We start from the raw sequence: 17,716 nt of genomic DNA on the forward strand, positions 1-17,716 counted from the left end.
ACGGGCCGGTGTGCGGGTGCGTGGTCGCGCGGAGCACAGCACGGCGGGTGCGGGCTGCGATGTACTTCATGATCTGTACCCCTCCAGAGAGTTGAGCACGATGAGACGGTCAGACAGTGAGCATGCGGATCACCGCGGGGAACGCCATCAGCAGCATCACCAGCACCGCGAGCAGGGCGCCCGGCGCGGTCATCTTTTCGCTGGCCGTGTTCGCCTCGGCGGCCTGGTCGGCCAGCAGTTCGGCGTTGAGCGCCGCGGTGCGGGCCCGCAGTGCCTTGTAGACGGCGGCGCCGTCGGTGGCGCTGCCGCGCATGATGTCGGCGACGTCGTCCAGGACGGGCAGGTCGTACTCGTGGGCGAGTTCCGTGAGTGCTTGATACGGCGGGATCTTCTCCAGTCGGGCGCGCCGCAGGGCGCCTTGCAGATAGAGGAAGGGCCAGCCCTCGCCGACCTCGGCGGCTTTCTCCAGGGCCTCGGCAGGGCCGGCGTCGGCGGCCCGCTTGAGGGCAACCAGGTCGAGGTAGGCGGACAGGGCGTGCGTGAACTCCTCCCGTGCCCGCTTGGCCTGGTCCCGCACGGCGAGATCGGGAGTGATGAACAGCAGACCTGCGACGAGGAGTCCGACGCTGGCGGGCACGTAGAACGGCAGGGAAACGCCCGTGATGATCCACGGAATCGTCGCGATCATCGGGCAGAGCAGGCCGAGCGCGGCGAGCGCGGTCTTCTTGAGCATGAACTGGCCCGGCCCCTGCCCGAGCAGCGCCAAGTTCTTCGCCGGAACCCGTACGCCCGGAAGCCGTTCGAGGCGGGCCAGCAGCCACCGGCCCCACACCTCCTCGCGGTCCAGTTCCGGTTCGGGCATCGTCAAGGTGGCCGGGGCACTGCGCTTGAGGGCTGGCCCCAACGCGGGCTGCGGCTGCAGGAGTTCCCGGATGAGCAGCGCGAGGCCGGCGCCGATCGTGCCGCCGGTCAGTACAACGGGGATCAGGTTCATGTGGTGGCTCCTTCCGGCTCCCGGGCGGTGATCGGCAGGTCCGGCTCCGGCGCGGGTGTGGGCAGCCGGACGGTGCTGGTCGGGTCGGTGACCAGAAAGCGCGGGATGCGGCGGAAGGAACCCAACTGCCGCATCAGGGCGAGCACCCCGATGAACCCGGCCGTCAGGAAGGCGAGCACGAGTTGTCCCAGCAGCGTGGCGTAGGGCTTGGTGTAGGACGGGACGAAGAACCCGGCCACCACGACACCCACGGTGATGATGGTCATCCATCGCACGGTGGTGCGCGGCTTCGCTCGGTCCGCCTCGATGGCGCGTTTCTTGGCGACCTCCTCGCGGACGGTGCCCGCCAGGTCCTCCAACGCCTGGGCCAGTCCCGGGCCGCGGTCGCCCGCGGACAGGATGAGCGCGGCGACCACCTTGTCCGAGGTGACATCGTCCAGTTCATCGGCGAACGCGCGCAGTGCCCCCTGTGGCTGCCAGCCCAGCCGCAGCCGGTCGGACAGGTTGATGATCTGCGGGGCGAGTTCGTCCGGTGCTCCCTGACGGCTGGTGATCATCGCCTGTTCCAGGCCCATGCCCAGCCGTAGCAAGCCGGCCAGCCGCTGTGTCCACTCGCTTAAGCCCTCCAGCTGGCCGATGCGTTCCTGCGCCATCTGCGCCGGGGTGATCAGCCAGGGCACGCCGATGACGGCCGCGCCCAGCAGTGCACCGCCGACGAAGTTCCCCGAGGCCAGCCACACGGCCACGAAGACGACGACGGCCGCGACCGCGAGGGTCCGCCGCCTCGGCCGGGAGGCCGCGGTCTGATTCTGCCCGGCGCACAGGGCCTGCCAACGCTGGCGCAGCGGGGCCCGGCGGGGCGCCGTGGTGCCCACGAAACCCGCGACGACACCGATCAATCCGCCGACGACGGCCATGCCGCTGAGCAGCCCGAAAAGCAGAATCATCGGCTCACCCCCACCTTCAACGGCAGCGGCGTCGGCCAGGCCCCGTAGGGCTGTTGCAGCAGAGCGGAGTCGAAGCCGACGCGGCGCAGGTCGTCGATGCAGGCAGGATCCATCCTCGGCACCGCCCGCAGCTCCCCCCACTCGCTGCCGGGGGAGAACACCTCATTGGTGGCGGGCCGGCCATTCTCTCCGATCCCGGTCAGTTCCAGGACGTGGGAGACGTAGCGGTGGCGGCGACCGCCGATCTGCGTCTCGTCCGTCATGTCGACGAACACCACGAAATCCAAACCGTTGGCGGTCTGCCGGTAGGCGAGCTGCTCGGAGAGGTTCTCCTGGGCGAGCGCGTACAGCTCGGCGATCCGGTCGAAGATGATGTCGGGCCTGCGGGCGTGGATCGTGCACAGGTTGCCGCCCGAGCCGTTGGTCAACGCCTGCATCATGGCGACGACTTCGGGGCCGCGGACCTCGCCGACCACGATCCGCTCCAGCGACATCCGCAGCGCGGGATGCATCAAGTCCAGGAGCGTGACTTCTCCGGCGCCGCGGCCGGTGACGTCCTTCTCCCCGTTGGACTCGCGGCCCACCAGGGAGACGACCTGCCGGTGGTAGCCGTTGGCGTGGCAGAACAGCTCGTCCTCGGTCTGGATGGTGGCGAAGCGGCACTCCGGGTCGAACTCCTTGAGCATCGCCCGCATCAGTGTGGTCTTCCCGGCCTTCTGCTTCCCCGCGATCATGATGTTCTTCTCGGCGCGCACAGCAGCACCGAGGAACTCGCGCAGGATCGGGTCGATGGTGCCCAGCCGTACCAGGTCGTCGAGATCGGAGTGGGATACCCGGTGCCGGCGGATGACCGCATACGTCATCGGGCCGAGCCCGGTGATGGCCTGAAGGCGGGAGCCGTCCTGCAGGGACAGGGCGAGGGTCGGGTTCGCGGTGGAGATGGTGCGCTCGCTGTGCCCGGAACCCCGGGCCAACTCCCGTAGCAGCTCCAGCAGTTCCTCCTCGGACTCGGCGATCGGGCCGACTCGACGGCGCTGACCGTCGCCGTAGTCCAGCCACACCTCGTGCGGGCCTTGGATGATGATGTCCTCGACCCGGTCGTCGTCCAGATACGGCTGCAACCGGCCGGCTCGGAACAGCAGGTCGTACACGCCGCGTCGCAGCGCCTCGTCTTCCTGCGGCGTCATCGCCTGGGCGTCCGACCACAGCGCGACAGCCTCGGCGATCCAGTTCAGGCAGCGCTGCTCCTCGCCGGCCCGGTCCATGCCGGACTTGGTCTTAAGCAGTTCCTCGCGCTGCTTGGCGACCTGCGACGCGATCTCCCGGGCTACCCGGTAGTCGACGGTGATCTGGGGAGCCGCCGTGCCGAGCACCCGTGTATTCGAGGCAGCACCGGCAGGTGAGGGTGCGCCGTTGGCCTGCTGCGCCCGCTCCTGGGGCAGTGGGGCCACGATCGGGTTCGGGTGCAGGGGCCTAGCGTGCATGGGTCACCTCCCCGCCCGCCATGCCCAGGCCGCGTGGATCGAGGCGGGCCCGGCGCATGGCGGCCCGCTGGAGAAGCAGCGTGCTGCCTGTGCGGGCGGCCTTCATCAGCGGCGACTTGGTGAACCGGCGGGGCTGTTCGGCGCCGTCGGACAGCACGCGGGCGTCGTCCGGCGCGTACGGCAAAGTGGCGATCACCGGCACCTGCAGGACGCGCTGCACCTCGCCCGCGGGATACGGACCCTCGCTGATCAGCAGCACGCTGACGTCACCGACGCTCTCCTCCAGCGCGCGCACCCGGCCCTCGGCCGCCTGCAGGCAGCGCAGGGTGTTGCGCACCACCACGAAAGTGGCGTCAGCCTGCTCGGCCAGGACCCCGGAAGGCCCATACGCTCCACGGCGGCCGAGATCGATCAGGACGTCGTGTCCGCTCTCGGCCTCGATGCCGCGGAACATCTGCGCGAGGACCTTCCATACCGAGCCGAGGCTCGCCGCCTGCGCGGGGTCGGTGATGCCCGGCAGCAGCAGCCGGTCGCGCGGTGACTCCCGCGTGCCGTCCTCACTGCTCAGGTCGATCAGCTGCCGCCAGAAAGCATCGCTGAACTCGCCTTTGCGGGCAGCGACCGACAGGTTGCGCAGCCCGTACCGGTCGCCGAGCGAGGCCTGCAGCAGCCCGTGCAGCACGGCCCCGCCGTCCGGGTCGCACTCGGCCAGGATCATCCGCCGGCTCGCCTCCAGAGGCCACGACAGCAGCAGGGCCAGCGCGCTCGTGGTCACGCCGGGCGCACCGCTGCAGCCTGCGAGCGCGATCACAGCCATCAGTTACCGTCCGGGGCAGCAAGGACCAGGCGAAGGGTGCCGGCGGACTCCCATGCGGCGGCCGTGGGACCGTCGGCGGCGGAGGTGGCAACGTCGACGACCACGATCCCCGTACCGGGGGCGGCGCCGGACGCCTTCACCACCCGGCCGTCGATGGTCTGCGGCACCTCGTCGGACGTCTTGCCCGTGTCGGTGGTGCCCTGGGCCGGGACGTGCACCAGCTCTACCTTCTGGCCCGGTACCAGAGCGGTGGCCGGGATCTGCTTGGGCTCCAAGCCGATCGGCACCAACTGCTCGCCGGCCCGCACCAGCGAGTCCTTCGTCACCTGCGAGGGGGCGAGCAGGGAGCCGGGCTTGAGCTCCACCGCAGCCCGCTTGCCCACCACCGAGTCGAGATCGTCGGCGCGCACGGCCTTGACCGCCGGGTCCAAGGCGACGGACGCCCTGCCCAGATCCCGTTCGGTCAGCACCTGACCGACCTGCACCTCGCGGACCACGGTCACCACCTGGGTCCGGTGGCCGACCTGCAGCACAAGGACCGCAACACCCGCGCCCCCGGCGGCGATCAACGCCAGCGACAGGGCGATCACCCCGGGCCGACGCCTGCGGGCCGAGACGCGAGGCGGCGCCACCGGACCGGCCACCTGCCCCCGCGGGGGGATGCCGTGTGCGCCGGCTGCACTTGCGCGTTCTTTCGTCTTGCTCACCGTGGGTTCCTTCCGGCGGCCGTCACCGCACGACCTGCAGTTCACCGATCGCCACCTGCATCTGGGACTGCCGAGACTCGAGGAGCCGGCCGGTTGCTCCACCGCCGCCGGCGACCTGCCAGTCGACCGTCCACGTCGACGTCGCGGTCACGGTGTACGTGCCGGCCGGCTGAGAGGCCGACGTGGCCGTGTAGGTGTGGCCACACGTCGGCGACTCCTGCTGTCCGTAAGCCGTCGCATACTTTTCGCCAGGTCCATGACAGATCACGATCGAGTCGTCGCCCATCCTCCAGACGATCTTCGATACCTTCGCCGTTGCGGTGACCGTCACACCGCCCGCCGTAGCACTCGCCGAGTTCGGACCGTACGTAGTCGGGCTCTGGTCCACCCACATCCACATCGGCACACCCACGATGTACTGACCGGCTGCACGGGGACTTGCGATGTCCGGACCGGCGAGTTTCATCTTGCCGATAGCCTGCTCTGCCACGACAGCGGGATCAACGGCGGGAGCGTTGCCACCGTCGTCTGCGACGAAAGTTGAGTTGATGGGGGTTCCGCCTGGTCCGTTTTGGCAGGTCCGCTCGTATACCGCCTTCCCCTTGGAGGACTGCCCCTCCCAGAAGATGTCACCTTCGGGTGGCTGCGGCTCCATCTTCTTGACCGTGCATACGGGTTTGCTGTCGGACCGTCCGCCGCGTGACCCGTCAGGTGTGGCGCTGGACCCTGGCGTGGTCGAGTCGGCGTCGGCTTCGCAGACCACGTACATGCCCGCTGCGCTGCAGTCTCCGCTCCCGGGCGATTCGGCGAAGACGTGCACTGGCCATGCGAGCAATGCGGTCACCGTAGTAGCCACGCCAAAGCCAGCATGTGTCAGCAGGCGCGCTGTTGGGGCGTGACCGTCACGATCTTCCACTGCTTCCCCCACTTCTCCGCCTCAATTTCTACGAGGTAGCGCACGAGCCGGTTCTCGGGCATCTCCACGGCCTTGCCGGACTTGCGGTAGACGAACTTCCAGTTGGTGCTGTCCAGGCAGTCCCGCAGCTTCGCGTAGGGAACCTTCTTCTCTGGCTCGAAGCTGTCGACCGTGGTGTTGTGGCTCGGTGCCCCAGTCGTGACGATGCCTTTGGACCGCAGGCTCTTCAAATCGGTCTCCGTACGCGACAGCGCTAGCGCTGTCGCGTACTGTCCCAAGTCGGTTCCGGCCGAGTCCGCCTTGGCGTAGGCCTTGACCTGTTCCTCCCAGAAGTACTTGTAGGCGTCCAAGGCAGCTGCCTTCTCTGCCGCCTGTGGATCAGCGCTGGCTGACGATGACGCTGGGTTGGGGGCGTTGGGTACCGCTGACGGGGAAACAGCGTGCTTGTCCGACGTGCTGCACGCGGAAAGAGTTAGGGCGGCGCACAGTCCCACGGCCGCTGTGGCGGGCCAGTGCTTTCGGATGCGAACGCGAGTAGACCTCGCTGAACGGTGTGGTGTTCGGGTCACGTTGCCTCCCCGTGGGCGATCCCGTGCAGTACGGCCGCTCACTTGGGTTGCAGGCGCGCGGCAACCGGGATTCGCGGCTGGTGTGGCTGTGGTCCTGCGTTTGCGTTAGTGGAAGGCTACGCATATGCCTGATCGAATTTGACCGAACTTCGGCGTCACGTGGGTAACTTGGCTCAAACTCGGCCACAGATCCTCTTTGCTTAGGTAAACGTTCAACTTAGAGGGCGTACCACGGGCACTGGTCCTCGCCTCCGGCGAGCGGCGTCCACACGTCTGCGGCGGGTCCGTGGTGTTCGAGGTCTTCGAGGATGGCGGCGCCGAGGGGGACATCACGGGCGAGGGCGGCGACGAGCGGGTGCTGGGCGGCCATGGCCTGCAGATCGCTGATCCGGTGGGCAAGGGCGGGCCGGGAAGCTCCGGTGAGGATGAACAGGACCCGGGGGAAGAGGGGGTACCAACGCAGCCAGGCGGCGCCGGATGGTTGCCGGGGGCGCTGGCGGCCGGCGGGTTGGGGTTCATAGGCCCACAGCCGGGCGTATTCGATCAGCTTGGTGGCGAGGCGCTCGCTGCCCATGGTGGCCCGGTCGACTTCGATGAAGGCCCTCAGTTTCGTGCGCTGGCCGGCGCGGATGAGGGTGTAGTGCAGGACGGCGTCCGCGATGAGTTTCTCGCCGTCGCTGAGGGGGTGGGCGACCTCGGGTGTCCAGTCGAGGGGGCCGTGTTCGTCGCCGCGGCGGCGGGCGTCGGCGACGAATGCGAGGTGGGCGCGGACCGTGGTGAGGGTGTGCGGCGTCTTCAGGGAGGCGGCGGTGGCGGTGGTGACCGGGTAGGGGGGTCGGCCCCGCATCTCGGGGAAGTCGCGGGCCAGTCGGGCGCCTTCGCCGGTGAGGTACCAGGCGCGGGTGCGGTTGGACTGGGGCAGCACCGTGTAGTCGACCAAGTGGTGGCGGCGCAGTTTGTTCAGCGGGGCGGAGACGCTCTGTCGGGTGGCGTCGGGCCGTAGCAGGGCGTGGAGTTGGCTGGTGGTGGCCATGCGGTGCTGGGCGAGCGCGGCCAGGAGCTGGTGGGGCAGCCGCTCGATCGGACGCGGCGTGTGCCCGGCGTACACGGGCTCGGTGGCAGGCGTCAGTGTCATTCGTATCCCTTGCTCTTGTTCAGTGATACGGCTGGGGTGCGGGCGGGGGCGTGTTGGGCGAGGAAGTGGCTGACGCGGCCCAGTTGGGCGGCGGCCTGTGCGGTGAGCTGGTCGAGGGGTTGTGCTCCGGCTGTGGTGCGTGCGGTGTGCTCGAGGCGTGCGGTGTCGCGGGGTCGGGCGTGGTCGGCGAAGACGTCGTCCAGGTGCGGGCCGGTGATCCGTACGGGGCCGATGCGGCGGCCGTGGACGGTGAGGGTCATGTAGTGCTCGTAGCGGTCCAGGGCCGCGACCTCGCCTGGGCTGGGTGTGTCGCCCCATTCGGCGGTGATGGGTGCGATGGCGGTGGTGGAGCCGGCCGTTGAGGCGAGGGTGGAGGCGTTCTGGGTGAGCGACATGCGGACCGGGGCGGGCAGACGGGCCAGGAGCTGGGTCATGCCGTGCACGGTGACCTTGTATTTGCGGAAGTCCTCGAACATGGAGGCGATGGTGTCGGGGGCGGCTCCGGTGAGGGTGATCAGTTCGTCGAAGTACAGGCGGAAGGGCCTGCGGTGGTGTTCGGGGGTGTCGCGGCGGGAGCGCACGGCGCGCAGCAGGTCCCGGGCGAGCAGGGCGGTCAGCAGGCGGTCGGTGGGGCCGTTGCCGGCCGGGCAGACCCATACGACCAGGCCGCTGTCCATGGCGGCGCGGCTGTTGTAGATGCCGATGGGCTGGCCGAGGAAGGCGCGGGTGACGGGGTGGGCGGCCAGGCGGGCGAGGGGGTTGAGGACGACGGCGAATGCGTCCGGGGGGAAGGTGGGGAAGACGGTCTGCCACCACGCGCGTATCTCCTCGCTGAGCCGGTCGGACACGGCGGCGAGCGCGGCGGTGCGGAAGGTGGGGTCGCCCAGGAGCGCGCGCACGTGGAAGAGGGTGGCCTGGTCGCGGGGGCGGCCGGCGTGGCAGGCGGCCTGGTTGACGGTGACCAGGACGGTCAGGCAGGCGGTGAGGATGGTGATCGCTCGGGGGGCTGATGCGTCGTCCCAGCCGAGTACGGAGGCGAAGGCGTCGGTGACCGCCTCGATGACGTCGTGCGCCGCCGGTCCGTGCTGCATGGCCAGCGGGTTCCAGGAACTCAACAGGGGCGTTGGGCCGGTGGTGTTGAGGTCGATCAGCGCGATGCGCTGCATGAGGGGGTCGTGGGCCAGGAAGGGTGCGGCGCGCGGCCAGGAGTCGCGGTGCGGGTCCAGGAACATCAGTCCGCCCCCGGCATGCGCCCAGCCGATCGCCTGGGCCAGGGCGCGTTCGGTCTTTCCCCCGCCCGCACGCCCGATGGCGCATTCGAACAAGGTTTCTTTGGCGTAGGTGGCGACCAGCCTTCTGCGTCCGTCCGGGCTTCGGTAGATGCCCTGCAGCAGCAGGTCTGGGTCGCCGAAGGTGAACGTCGGTAGGGAGTCGGCGAGTAGCGGCAGCCGGCAGTGGACGGTGGGCGGCTTGAGCAGGCCGGTCAGTTCTTCCAGGCGGACCCAGTTCGCCCGCGGCGGCTGGCAGTGCCCCAGCGTCCAGCGGCGTTCGAAGCCGCGGCGGCTGGGCCAGCGGTCGGCGCCCAGGCGCCACGGGCCGACGTGCACCCCGCGCATGGCCCACCTCGAGCGGCCACCGAACACATCCAAAGCGGCCTGGAGTTGGGCGAGGCGGGCCTCGGCGCGGCCTTCGATATGGGAGGCGCACATCACCAGCAGCTGGACGCGCACGAGATGGTCGTCCTCGGCGAGCTTGCCCAACGCCTCCGCCGGATCCACCCGCCGCGGGATGGGCGGCATGACCAGCCGCCGCCCCGCGGCCGGCCGGTCGGTGCCGTGCAGGAGCTGCTGCAGCTGCCAGGCCAGCGAGTCCTCGATGCCGGCGGCGTCCCGCCGTATCCAGCGGGCGGCACGCTGGGCTTCCTTCTGTTCGGCGCGGCGGGCGGCGGTCATCAGCTGCAGACGGCGGGCGCGCAGGGCCCATTTGGGGGCGCGCTGGATGTCCAGGCGGACCTCGGCCAGGTCCCCGAGCTCGGCGCGCAGGTCGCAGACGGCGTCGACCAGCGGCTGCAGCGGGTCGGGAGTAAGCGGCACCTCCCGCAGCGGGGCCGTGGGCCGGCCCCGCAGGAGGAATTCAGCGCGCACCACATGCTCGCGCGCCTTGTCCACGATCGGCCGCGCCCGGCGCACGGCCACGTGCGGCCCGAAGGGGGTGATGGACAACAGGCGTTCGCCGCCGGCCGGGCCTTCGATGCGGTAGCGCAGCGGCGTGGTGCCGTCCGCCCGCAGCCGGATCTGCACCGCCTTCGATCGGCGCGGCGCCCACCACGGCATGCTGGTGGAGGCCCGGGCGAGTTGCACCCCGCGCCGGAAGATCTCCTCCAGGCTCGGGTCGAAGTGCCGGTCGGGCACGAGCTCGAGGGCCATCCGCTGGGCCGAGGCCCGCCTGGCCAGGTAGCGCATGGCGGCTTCGCCCGCGCCCCAGGCGGCGGCCACGGCCACGGCGAGGAGGTACCAGTGGCCTGCCAGCCAACCGGCGATCTGAGCGGTACGGGTGATGGGGCCGAGGACTGGCACGGAGCCGGTCGTCGCTGCCCAGGTTAGGTACGGGGCTGCAGCGTCCATGCGGATCCCCCCTTTCTGGAGCGGGTGCGGGTGAAGTGCCAGTCGGTGATGCGACCGTCGGTATACGTGCCGCCGCGGTCTGCGCCCGCCCACACCAGATGCACCACCGCCTGGCCGGGGCTGTGGCCGCGGCGGGCGATCGCCGCCTGGATCCGGAACCGGGTGAAGGCCGGCGCCACCGCCTGCTGCTGGTCGTGGAAGACGGTGGGCCACCTGGCACGGCCGATACCGGTGGCGTCCGCGCGCAGCAGAGCGCGGCCCGCGGCGAGCAGGCGCCGTGCCTCGCCTGCGGGCAGATCCGCGGGCCATGCGGCCTCGAGGGCATCTTGGATCGCCCGGTCGCCTGCGGTGCCGTCGCCGTGCGGCGGCAGCACCGCTACGGAAGGCGAGGACGCCGGCGTACCGGCCGGCGCCGTGACCGCGGGCCTGCCAGCCGTCGACGGGTGTCCGGTAGGGGCGATGGCCGCAGGCGGGCGCCCTGGGGCGACGGCGGGCGGCCGGGCGGCGGGAGACTTCGGGTCGTGCGGCAGGGCCAGCAAAAGGATGCCGGAACACGTCAGCAGCACGCTGGTGATCAGCAGCAGGCGCGGTGAACGCGGCGATGACGTGGTCACAGGAGGCGGGCTCCTCCCGCGTAGCCGGACATTGCGTTGACCGAGTCCAGCCGGATGACGGTACCCGGGCGGGCGGCGTTGATCATTTGACCGCCGCCGGTGTAAATGCCGACGTGATAGATCGTGGAATCGCGTCCTGGGGCGTAGCCGTAGAAGACGATGTCGCCCGGCTTGAGGGCACCGGTGCCGAGGCCGGCGGGGATCCGCTGGCCGACACCGGCTTGCGCGGCCGCGGTGCGCGGCAGGCTGACGCCAACCTTGGCGTACGCGTACAGGGTCAGCCCGGAGCAGTCGAAGCCCTTGATGCTCGCGCCGCTCGAACCGCCTGGCGAGCAGCAGATCCCGTACGACGGGCCCTGCTCGTTGCCGCCGCCCCACGAGTAGGGCACACCGCGCTGGGACAGCGCCGCCTCGAGCACGGTGCGGACCTTCCCGGAGACGTTCTTCAGGTCCGGGTCCTTGGCAGCGGCCGTGTACTGGTCGATCCATCCCAGCACGTTGGAGACGTACTCGCGTGAGTGGTTGTACTGCCAGATCGCGGCCTTTAACTGCGACCGCTGCGTCAGGTCACGGCCGCCTCCGCACAGGTAGATCGCGGCGCCGAGGGAGGCGTCGTCGGCGTTGTGCGGGTCGGCGATCTTGTCGCCGCCTGCGTCCTTGCCGATCGACTCCCAGGTGGAGGGCAGGAACTGGAAGGGTCCGACGGCGCGCTCCCCGTTCGCGGTGCCGTCCCACTTGCCGCCGTCGGTGTCGGGGAAGACGGTGGTGTTGCCGCCGGCCCCCGAGCCGCCCAGGAGCACCCCGTAGATCTTCGGGCGGATGTCGCCGCCTGCGGCGATGTTGCGGCCGACGGCGTGGTTGGATTCGACCTTGGCGATCCCGGCGAGGATCGGCCAGCGCATGCCCCGGCACTTCGGCGCGTACTTCCCGACCTGCGAGGCGGCCTTCTTGTAGGCGGTCAGCATCCGGGCCGGGATGTCGGCGGCGCTGCCGCCCTCGGCGATCCCGCCGTCGTCCTGTGCACCCGTCTTCAGCGCGACGTACGCGCTGATCGCGTTCCCGACCGGCGCGGCGCAGCACACGGCGGCGAACATCAGCAGCGCCACCATGCATCCCCACCGCCGGACGCGGCGTTCCGGCGGCCTCACTCGTCCTCCCCGTCCTCGTCCCGCCGCTGGGCACGCTCCTGGCGCAGGCGTTCGGCCTCGGGCGCGGTCCGCCGGATCAGCTCCTGCATCCGGGCTCGCGCTTCGTCGCGCGCCCGGTTGCGGGCGCTCCCGCCCCCGGGAAGAACGGGCCTGTCGAGATCGGGCCGAGGCCGCGGCGCAGGGCCGTCGCGGCGCGGGGGCGGTGCCGGGGGCGGAGTCGCCGCGGGACCGCCCGCCGAGGGAGTGGGCCGCGCGGGGGCAGGGGCCGGACGGCCCGAAGGACGGCCGGACGGTGCGGGCCGCGCAGCCGTTGCCGGGCGGGGGGTGGCGGCCGGTGTGGTTGTGGTCGGCAGGCGGCGGCTGGCGAACGGAGCGGGTCCGCCGCTGTCGTCGGTGTTCTCCCGCAGGACGCGGGCCACGTGACGCCCCGTGTCTCCCCAGGCCCGGCCGTCCTCGCGGACGGTGTTGCCCCATACCCGCACCTGCTGGCGGGCGTCCTGGGAGTAGCGCGAGCTCCCCGACCGCGCGCGGCGCACATTGGCCGGCAGACCGACGGTCGCCCCGTACGCGGCCCGGCCGCCCCGGCCCAGGATGCGGTACCCGCGGAAGCGGACCAGCCGGTTGTGGGCCCGGGTCGACAGCAGTGTGCGGTCGGTGTTCTGGTCGTGCAGCACCTGGCCGGTGTTGCGGTCGACGACCTGGCCCTGTTCGTTGCGGTACCGGTCGGGCGGGCCGGAGGGCCGGCGCGGCCCCATGCCGCCTGAACCACCCTCCCCGTCGTCCCCGCCGTCCGACGGGCCGCCCGTGCCCGGGTCGCCGTCGGCGGTGGGCTTGCGCCACGTGGCCAGCTGCTCCTGGTCCGGTCGGCGGCCGATCAGCAGCCAGCCAGCTCCCTTGACGCCGAGCCGGGCGCCCAGGCCGCCCACAACGGCGGCCGCGGTCAACGGGGCCAGACCGCGTCCGGCCTCCGCGGTGGCATCGGCGAGGATTCTGCCGGTGTCCACCGGCATGCCCACGCCGTCGAACAGCGAGCTGAGAGCACCCATCAGCCGATGCCGGGTGCCGAGCATCCCGAACCTGCCACCACCTCCACCCATGAAGGCACGCAGCCCTGCACCGTATCCGCCCATCACGGCGGGGGAGTTCATGGCGAGCGCAGCACCAAGCTCGGAGGTGTCGCCAGGCAGGTGGGTGCCACCGACCTTGGCGTAGCGCATGCGCATGGCCATGCGCCGGCCGAAGGAGGTGATGGACGTCAGCAGGCGGCGGTGTCCGGCCGCTCCGGCGATGGCGAGGACGTCGATGAGCAGGATCCGCTCGACCATCAACTGGGGGCCGTTGGTGATGGTGGCGTCGATAGCGATCCCGAAGAAGGGAATGAACGCGCAGATCCCGACCACGGCCAGGACCGCGATGCCCCACAGGGACAGCCACTTCCACACGCTCTGGCGTGCGGGACCGGGCAGCATGCCCGCGACGAAGGTGACGCCGCCGACGGCCGCGGCTGCCGCGCACACGCCCTGGGTGCCCAGCAGAACGATCGCGCTGGACAGCAGCATGCCGCAGAGGAACAGTGCGGCGATCAGCAGCAGGAACGCACCGCCGAGCCGCCACCAGGTGGGCTTTTCCGCGTAGGCGGCACACGACGTGCCGACCGGGCCGGCCTTCTTCAGGTCGACGAGGAACGCAGCGAACGCCCGGTCCTCGTCGGTGACGATCGCGTTCGAGGCATCGAGGAGTTCGCCCCCGGGCGTGAACTCCGGGAGATCGTCGCTGCCGCTCGGCGTGCCGTCGACGTCGCGTTCGCAGTACTTCTTGCCCGGCCCGTGGACCAGGCTGCAGGCATCCTTCGCCTTGTCCGACGGGGCCGAGCTGGGCAGGTACCCGCCGGTGACCCACTTCAGATGGACGGCGTAGGCCTTGCGGTCGGCCCTCTTGGCGGGGTCGAGGATGCGCCCGTACTGAAGGAGCATGTACGGCTTGACGATCAGGGCGTTGGTGATCGAATCCTGGATGGGCCGGGCCACCTCTGTTGCGGAGACCGGTCCTTCGCCTTCCTGCTCCTCGCACTTGATCTCGGCGTTGCCGGCCATGCCCGCGCACGGGTCATAGCTGGCGATCTTGCCGCCCCAGTCGTAGGAGTTGACGCTCTGCCGGGCGACCTCGGCAGCCACCTGCTGGGACTGCCCCAGCGGCCCGTCCGGGCCGAGCAGGGTGTCGGGACGGATGAGAGCCGAGGCGGCGATCGCCCCGATGAGCAGGGTGAGGAAGATTTCGCCCAGGCCGCGGCCGACCCGCCCGCGCACGATCATGAAGGAGGCGAACACGAACGCCCAAGCCAGCAGCAGCCCCTTGATCCCGAGCGAGTCGACGACCACATGGTTGTAGGTGTCGGCGACCTTCTGCGCCGGGCGGGTGAGGAGCTTGAGCAGCGGGAACCGGAAGGCCACCTCGATCGCCCACCCGGCCAGCCCGACCAGCAGCCGGATCAGCGTGAACAGCCCGGACAGGGCGAAGGACAGGGCCTGGCTCTTGAAGGCGACGATGGAGCCGCCTGAAGCGCTCAGGTCGTACCCGTCGATCGGCACGCCCTCGGACGAGTCGATGTTCAGCGGGGCGAGCAGGTCTGAAGTGTCGCTGTTGCTGCCGGCCGCGTAGACGACCTGGGTGTTCACCATGAGGAACACGCCGGTGATCAGCACGACGAAGCCGGCCGAACGCAGAGTCGCGCGGTCTGGACGGAACACGTCAACGCCGCCTTTGCCCAGCGGCGGACCGCAGCCGCCACACCACGAGAGCACCCACACCTGCACCGGCAGGCAGCAGCCTCCACGCTCCACCGGCCACGTCATGCCGGCCGGAGGCGGAGCTCGCGGCGCCGCGCTCGCAGTACTTCTTGGCCGGGCCGACGATCAGGCCACATGGATCATCGTCTGCGGGGCGGGTGTCGGCGGCGAAGGCCCGTCCGGTGTGCGGCCACCACGCGCCCGGCACGCCCGCCCCGAGGGCGAGAACGACCGCGGCAACCACGACGGCGATCACGGTGAGGACACTCGCTGCGGCGGCGACGCGCCGCGAGCGGTCCCAGGAAGAAGTAGTCATCGGACGTGTTCCTTCGGACGGGTCTGAACGGCCTCACCGAAGTGCGGCTCCGGCACGGAGGGAGAGACGGAGCTCGTGCAGCGTCCTGGCGTCGTAGTGACGGAGGTGGTGATGCGCGGAATGCGGGGGATGGAGACCTTGATGCGGCCGGTGTTCTGCCGCGGGCAGGTCAGCAGGAACTCGCCCTCCCGGCCCTTCTGGCCGACGGGGGACAGGCCGGTGGTCACCAGCCGCAGCAGCTCGCCGTCGTTCGGGTCGAGTCCGATGAACTCCAGGCCGCGGCGGGCGCGTTCGCGGTCGGTGGTGCGGGCGAGTGCGCGGTAGGCCATCAGTCCGCGGTCGGGGCCGAGTTCCTCGGCGTCGTGCGAGCCCGCCAACAGGCCGGCGCCGTGCTTGCGGCCGTCGTGGAGGATCTCGTGGACCAGGGCGGTGCCTTCGGCGGACGAGGTCAGCCAGTACAGCTCGTCCAGCACGACCGCGGTGAACCGCTCGGGGTCCTCGAACGCCCTCTGCCGGGCGAGTGCGGCGATCAGGTACAGCACCGCGCGGCCGATCAGTGCCTCCAGCGGCTGCTGGTGCAGGACTTCGGGCTTGTCGAACGCGGCCTTCGGCGGCAGCTTCAGACCTGTCGTGGTGATCACGATCATGTCTAAGGCGCTGGACGCGTCCAGCCGCACCGGCGGCAGCGTCGGGTCGAAGACCATCCTCGCGAGGGAGTTGGTGGCGACGATGCGGATGAGGCCGGCGAGGGTCGCTGCCGCATCCTGCCGCTTGCCCGCCTCGCGCGTGGCCATCTCCTGAAGGACCTCAAGGACGCGGTGCATGGACGGGGCGTCACCGGCGGCGGCCTGCTCCACGGCATGGTGGAGGACCTCGCCGCTGGTGCTCATCGGGCCGATGCCGAGCTGCAGGGTGAGGTAGGACAGGGCGTAGTGGCGGCCGTCGGGGCCGTCGAACATCCTCAAGGGATCGATGGACACCTCGGCCTGAGCGGCGTCGATGATCTGGACGCGGCCCTTGGCCGCGGTGCGGGCGAAGGTGGCCCACTCGCGCACGGGGGTGCGGTCGATGCAGATCGTGCAGCCGCCGCGCGCCCACACCGCCTCCGCGATCAGCTTCTGCAGGACGCTCTTGCCCGCGCCGAGATCCCCGACGATCCCCATCGACGCGGAGGCGTCGACCTTGGGCGCGTCCGCCACGTTGATCATCACGGGGCGGGTCGTGCCGCTGTCCAGGTCGATGCCGAGGAACATGCCGTTGGGGTCGCCGACCTCCGAAGCGGTGAAGGCGCCACCCAGCGCCCAGTCTTCGGAGACCTGGTGCTGGGTGAACTCCCGCACCACGCCCGGCCGCACGGTGCCGGGCAGGCCCAGGGTGAACAGGGCCTCCTGCAGGCCGGCCGGGCGCACCGCCCGGTAGTCGGCTCCGCCGAGCAGCGCGGCAAGAGCCCGGGCCCGGGCGTCGCAGACGGCGGCGGTCGGCCCCCACACCGTCAGCACGGTCACGGACTGCACCTCGACCTCCACGCTGGTGCGGGAGAGACGGGCATCCAGCTCGCCCAGGTCGCGAGCGGCCTCGGTGAGGGACGCGGGCATGCCGGTCGGGCGGGCGTCGTACTGGTCGGCCTGGTCGATCAGTTCGTTCTTCTTGCGCCGCACCTGGTCGCGGGCCTTCTCCGCGGGCACGAGCGTCAGGTCGACGGTGTAGTCGACGGGAAAGTCGAGCATCTCCAGCTGGGCGAACAGGTCCGCGGCATCCTGGCTGATGGCGGGCGGGCACTCGGCCAGCGCCACCTGCGCCTGGTAGCCCACCCCGGCGTCGGACTCGACCTGCAGCCAGCGCCGCCCCAGCGGCGAGCCAGCCTTCAACCGCCACCAGGCCGTGCGGCCCGACCGCGTGATCCTTCCCGCGCTCTTGAGTTCCCCTGCGTCGTCGAGGTCGGGATCGATGCCGCCTTCCTGCAGACGCACCTGGCCGAGGTCGGCGTAGCTGGGGGAGCGCAGCACACCGCCACGGATCTGCCCGCCGTACAGGTCGCTGGTCTCGGCTTCGGCGAGCAGGGGCTCGGCGAAGCCGCGGTGGAGGGCGTGCTGGATCATCCACACGATCTCCGCCGGACGAGCGGGGCGGAAAGCGATCCCGCCGGCGAGCGCAGCCTCCACCCGCGAGGCCTGCTCACGGTAGGCGCTCACCTCGCGCCGGGCCACCGGCGCCGGCCGCATGCCCAGCATCGGCGCGACCTCGGCCCACGCCGCACCGACAGACGCCGACACCTGCAGGCCCGCGGTCTCCGTCTGCAGGGGCACGGCCAGCCACAGGGTGCGGCAGTGCATCTCCTGCTCGTCCAGCAGATCCAGGGTGGCCTCGACGTTCTCCACCCACGGGTGCCGGCCCGCACCGGCTGCCTGCTCGGCCGGCTCGATTCCCTCGATCATGCGCAGGGCGATCTCACCCGGGTCGACCTGGGCGCACAGCCCGAACAGCCGCGGGGCCCCGGACAGCGAGCGCACCAAGTGGGTGATCTTTGCCAGTTGTTCGTCGCGGACCGCGGCGGGCACGTAGGTGCCCTGGACCCTCTCCTCGCGGCGTCCCTGCGCGTTAGGGCCCGGATGCAGGCGGTAGATCGCCCACACGCTGCCCTGCGTCGACCACACCAGGT

14 protein-coding genes are annotated in these 17,716 nt (G+C 70.9%); all 14 read right to left on the reverse strand.

All coding sequences use genetic code 11. The annotated features are described in order from the left end of the window. Positions 1 to 109: 109 nt before the first annotated feature. The 14 genes from ACWDA7_RS31815 to ACWDA7_RS31880 all read right to left on the reverse strand — a co-directional run bounded on the left by ACWDA7_RS31815 (position 110) and on the right by ACWDA7_RS31880 (position 17,714). Entirely contained in the window at positions 110 to 994 is an 885-nt protein-coding gene (locus ACWDA7_RS31815; protein WP_450608591.1) for a type II secretion system F family protein, read from the reverse strand. Beyond that, positions 991 to 1,941, reverse strand: coding sequence for a type II secretion system F family protein (locus ACWDA7_RS31820; protein WP_450608593.1), 951 nt, complete (start codon positions 1,939 to 1,941; stop codon positions 991 to 993). The genes ACWDA7_RS31815 and ACWDA7_RS31820 overlap by 4 nt, the downstream gene beginning before the upstream one ends. Beyond that, entirely contained in the window at positions 1,938 to 3,425 is a 1,488-nt protein-coding gene (locus tag ACWDA7_RS31825; protein ID WP_450608595.1) for a CpaF family protein, read from the reverse strand. The genes ACWDA7_RS31820 and ACWDA7_RS31825 overlap by 4 nt, the downstream gene beginning before the upstream one ends. Beyond that, positions 3,415 to 4,242, reverse strand: coding sequence for a hypothetical protein (locus tag ACWDA7_RS31830; RefSeq protein WP_450608597.1), 828 nt, complete (start codon positions 4,240 to 4,242; stop codon positions 3,415 to 3,417). The genes ACWDA7_RS31825 and ACWDA7_RS31830 overlap by 11 nt, the downstream gene beginning before the upstream one ends. Further along, positions 4,242 to 4,949 carry an SAF domain-containing protein gene (locus tag ACWDA7_RS31835; protein ID WP_450608599.1) on the reverse strand — a complete coding sequence of 236 codons (708 nt, stop codon included), beginning with the start codon at positions 4,947 to 4,949 and terminating at the stop codon, positions 4,242 to 4,244. The genes ACWDA7_RS31830 and ACWDA7_RS31835 overlap by 1 nt, the downstream gene beginning before the upstream one ends. A gap of 22 nt (positions 4,950 to 4,971) precedes the next feature. Then, entirely contained in the window at positions 4,972 to 5,865 is an 894-nt protein-coding gene (locus ACWDA7_RS31840) for an ATP/GTP-binding protein (RefSeq protein WP_450608601.1), read from the reverse strand. Next, on the reverse strand, positions 5,823 to 6,215 hold the full coding sequence (locus ACWDA7_RS31845) for a hypothetical protein (RefSeq protein WP_450608603.1): 393 nt from the start codon (positions 6,213 to 6,215) through the stop codon (positions 5,823 to 5,825). The genes ACWDA7_RS31840 and ACWDA7_RS31845 overlap by 43 nt, the downstream gene beginning before the upstream one ends. Positions 6,216 to 6,651: 436 nt before the next feature. After that, positions 6,652 to 7,569 (reverse strand): replication-relaxation family protein, encoded by a 918-nt coding sequence (locus tag ACWDA7_RS31850; protein WP_450608605.1) that lies wholly within the window; start codon positions 7,567 to 7,569, stop codon positions 6,652 to 6,654. After that, on the reverse strand, positions 7,566 to 10,193 hold the full coding sequence (locus ACWDA7_RS31855) for an ATP/GTP-binding protein (RefSeq protein WP_450608607.1): 2,628 nt from the start codon (positions 10,191 to 10,193) through the stop codon (positions 7,566 to 7,568). The genes ACWDA7_RS31850 and ACWDA7_RS31855 overlap by 4 nt, the downstream gene beginning before the upstream one ends. Beyond that, a complete protein-coding gene (locus tag ACWDA7_RS31860; protein ID WP_450608609.1) occupies positions 10,169 to 10,807 on the reverse strand; it encodes a hypothetical protein in 639 nt (212 codons plus the stop codon). Before ACWDA7_RS31860 ends, ACWDA7_RS31855 begins: the two co-directional genes overlap by 25 nt. Further along, positions 10,804 to 11,916, reverse strand: coding sequence for a C40 family peptidase (locus ACWDA7_RS31865; protein WP_450608611.1), 1,113 nt, complete (start codon positions 11,914 to 11,916; stop codon positions 10,804 to 10,806). Before ACWDA7_RS31865 ends, ACWDA7_RS31860 begins: the two co-directional genes overlap by 4 nt. A gap of 35 nt (positions 11,917 to 11,951) precedes the next feature. Beyond that, on the reverse strand, positions 11,952 to 14,702 hold the full coding sequence (locus tag ACWDA7_RS31870; protein ID WP_450608613.1) for a hypothetical protein: 2,751 nt from the start codon (positions 14,700 to 14,702) through the stop codon (positions 11,952 to 11,954). Between the two features lies 1 nt (position 14,703). Next, complete coding sequence (locus tag ACWDA7_RS31875) at positions 14,704 to 15,057, reverse strand: hypothetical protein (RefSeq protein WP_450608615.1); 354 nt, start codon at positions 15,055 to 15,057, stop codon at positions 14,704 to 14,706. After that, complete coding sequence (locus ACWDA7_RS31880) at positions 15,054 to 17,714, reverse strand: ATP-binding protein (RefSeq protein WP_450608617.1); 2,661 nt, start codon at positions 17,712 to 17,714, stop codon at positions 15,054 to 15,056. The genes ACWDA7_RS31875 and ACWDA7_RS31880 overlap by 4 nt, the downstream gene beginning before the upstream one ends. Between the last annotated feature and the right edge of the window lie 2 nt (positions 17,715 to 17,716).

The organism is Streptomyces sp. NPDC001156, assembly GCF_053598275.1.

What these genes read in the sequence shown, in the direction of transcription:
- ACWDA7_RS31815 (WP_450608591.1), bottom strand. Translation starts at nt 994, where the DNA reads ATGAACCTGATCCCCGTTGTACTGACCGGCGGCACGATCGGCGCCGGC.
- ACWDA7_RS31820 (WP_450608593.1), bottom strand. Translation starts at nt 1,941, where the DNA reads ATGATTCTGCTTTTCGGGCTGCTCAGCGGCATGGCCGTCGTCGGCGGA.
- ACWDA7_RS31825 (WP_450608595.1), bottom strand. Translation starts at nt 3,425, where the DNA reads ATGCACGCTAGGCCCCTGCACCCGAACCCGATCGTGGCCCCACTGCCC.
- ACWDA7_RS31830 (WP_450608597.1), bottom strand. Translation starts at nt 4,242, where the DNA reads ATGGCTGTGATCGCGCTCGCAGGCTGCAGCGGTGCGCCCGGCGTGACC.
- ACWDA7_RS31850 (WP_450608605.1), bottom strand. Translation starts at nt 7,569, where the DNA reads ATGACACTGACGCCTGCCACCGAGCCCGTGTACGCCGGGCACACGCCG.
- ACWDA7_RS31855 (WP_450608607.1), bottom strand. Translation starts at nt 10,193, where the DNA reads ATGGACGCTGCAGCCCCGTACCTAACCTGGGCAGCGACGACCGGCTCC.
- ACWDA7_RS31865 (WP_450608611.1), bottom strand. Translation starts at nt 11,916, where the DNA reads ATGGTGGCGCTGCTGATGTTCGCCGCCGTGTGCTGCGCCGCGCCGGTC.
- ACWDA7_RS31875 (WP_450608615.1), bottom strand. Translation starts at nt 15,057, where the DNA reads ATGACTACTTCTTCCTGGGACCGCTCGCGGCGCGTCGCCGCCGCAGCG.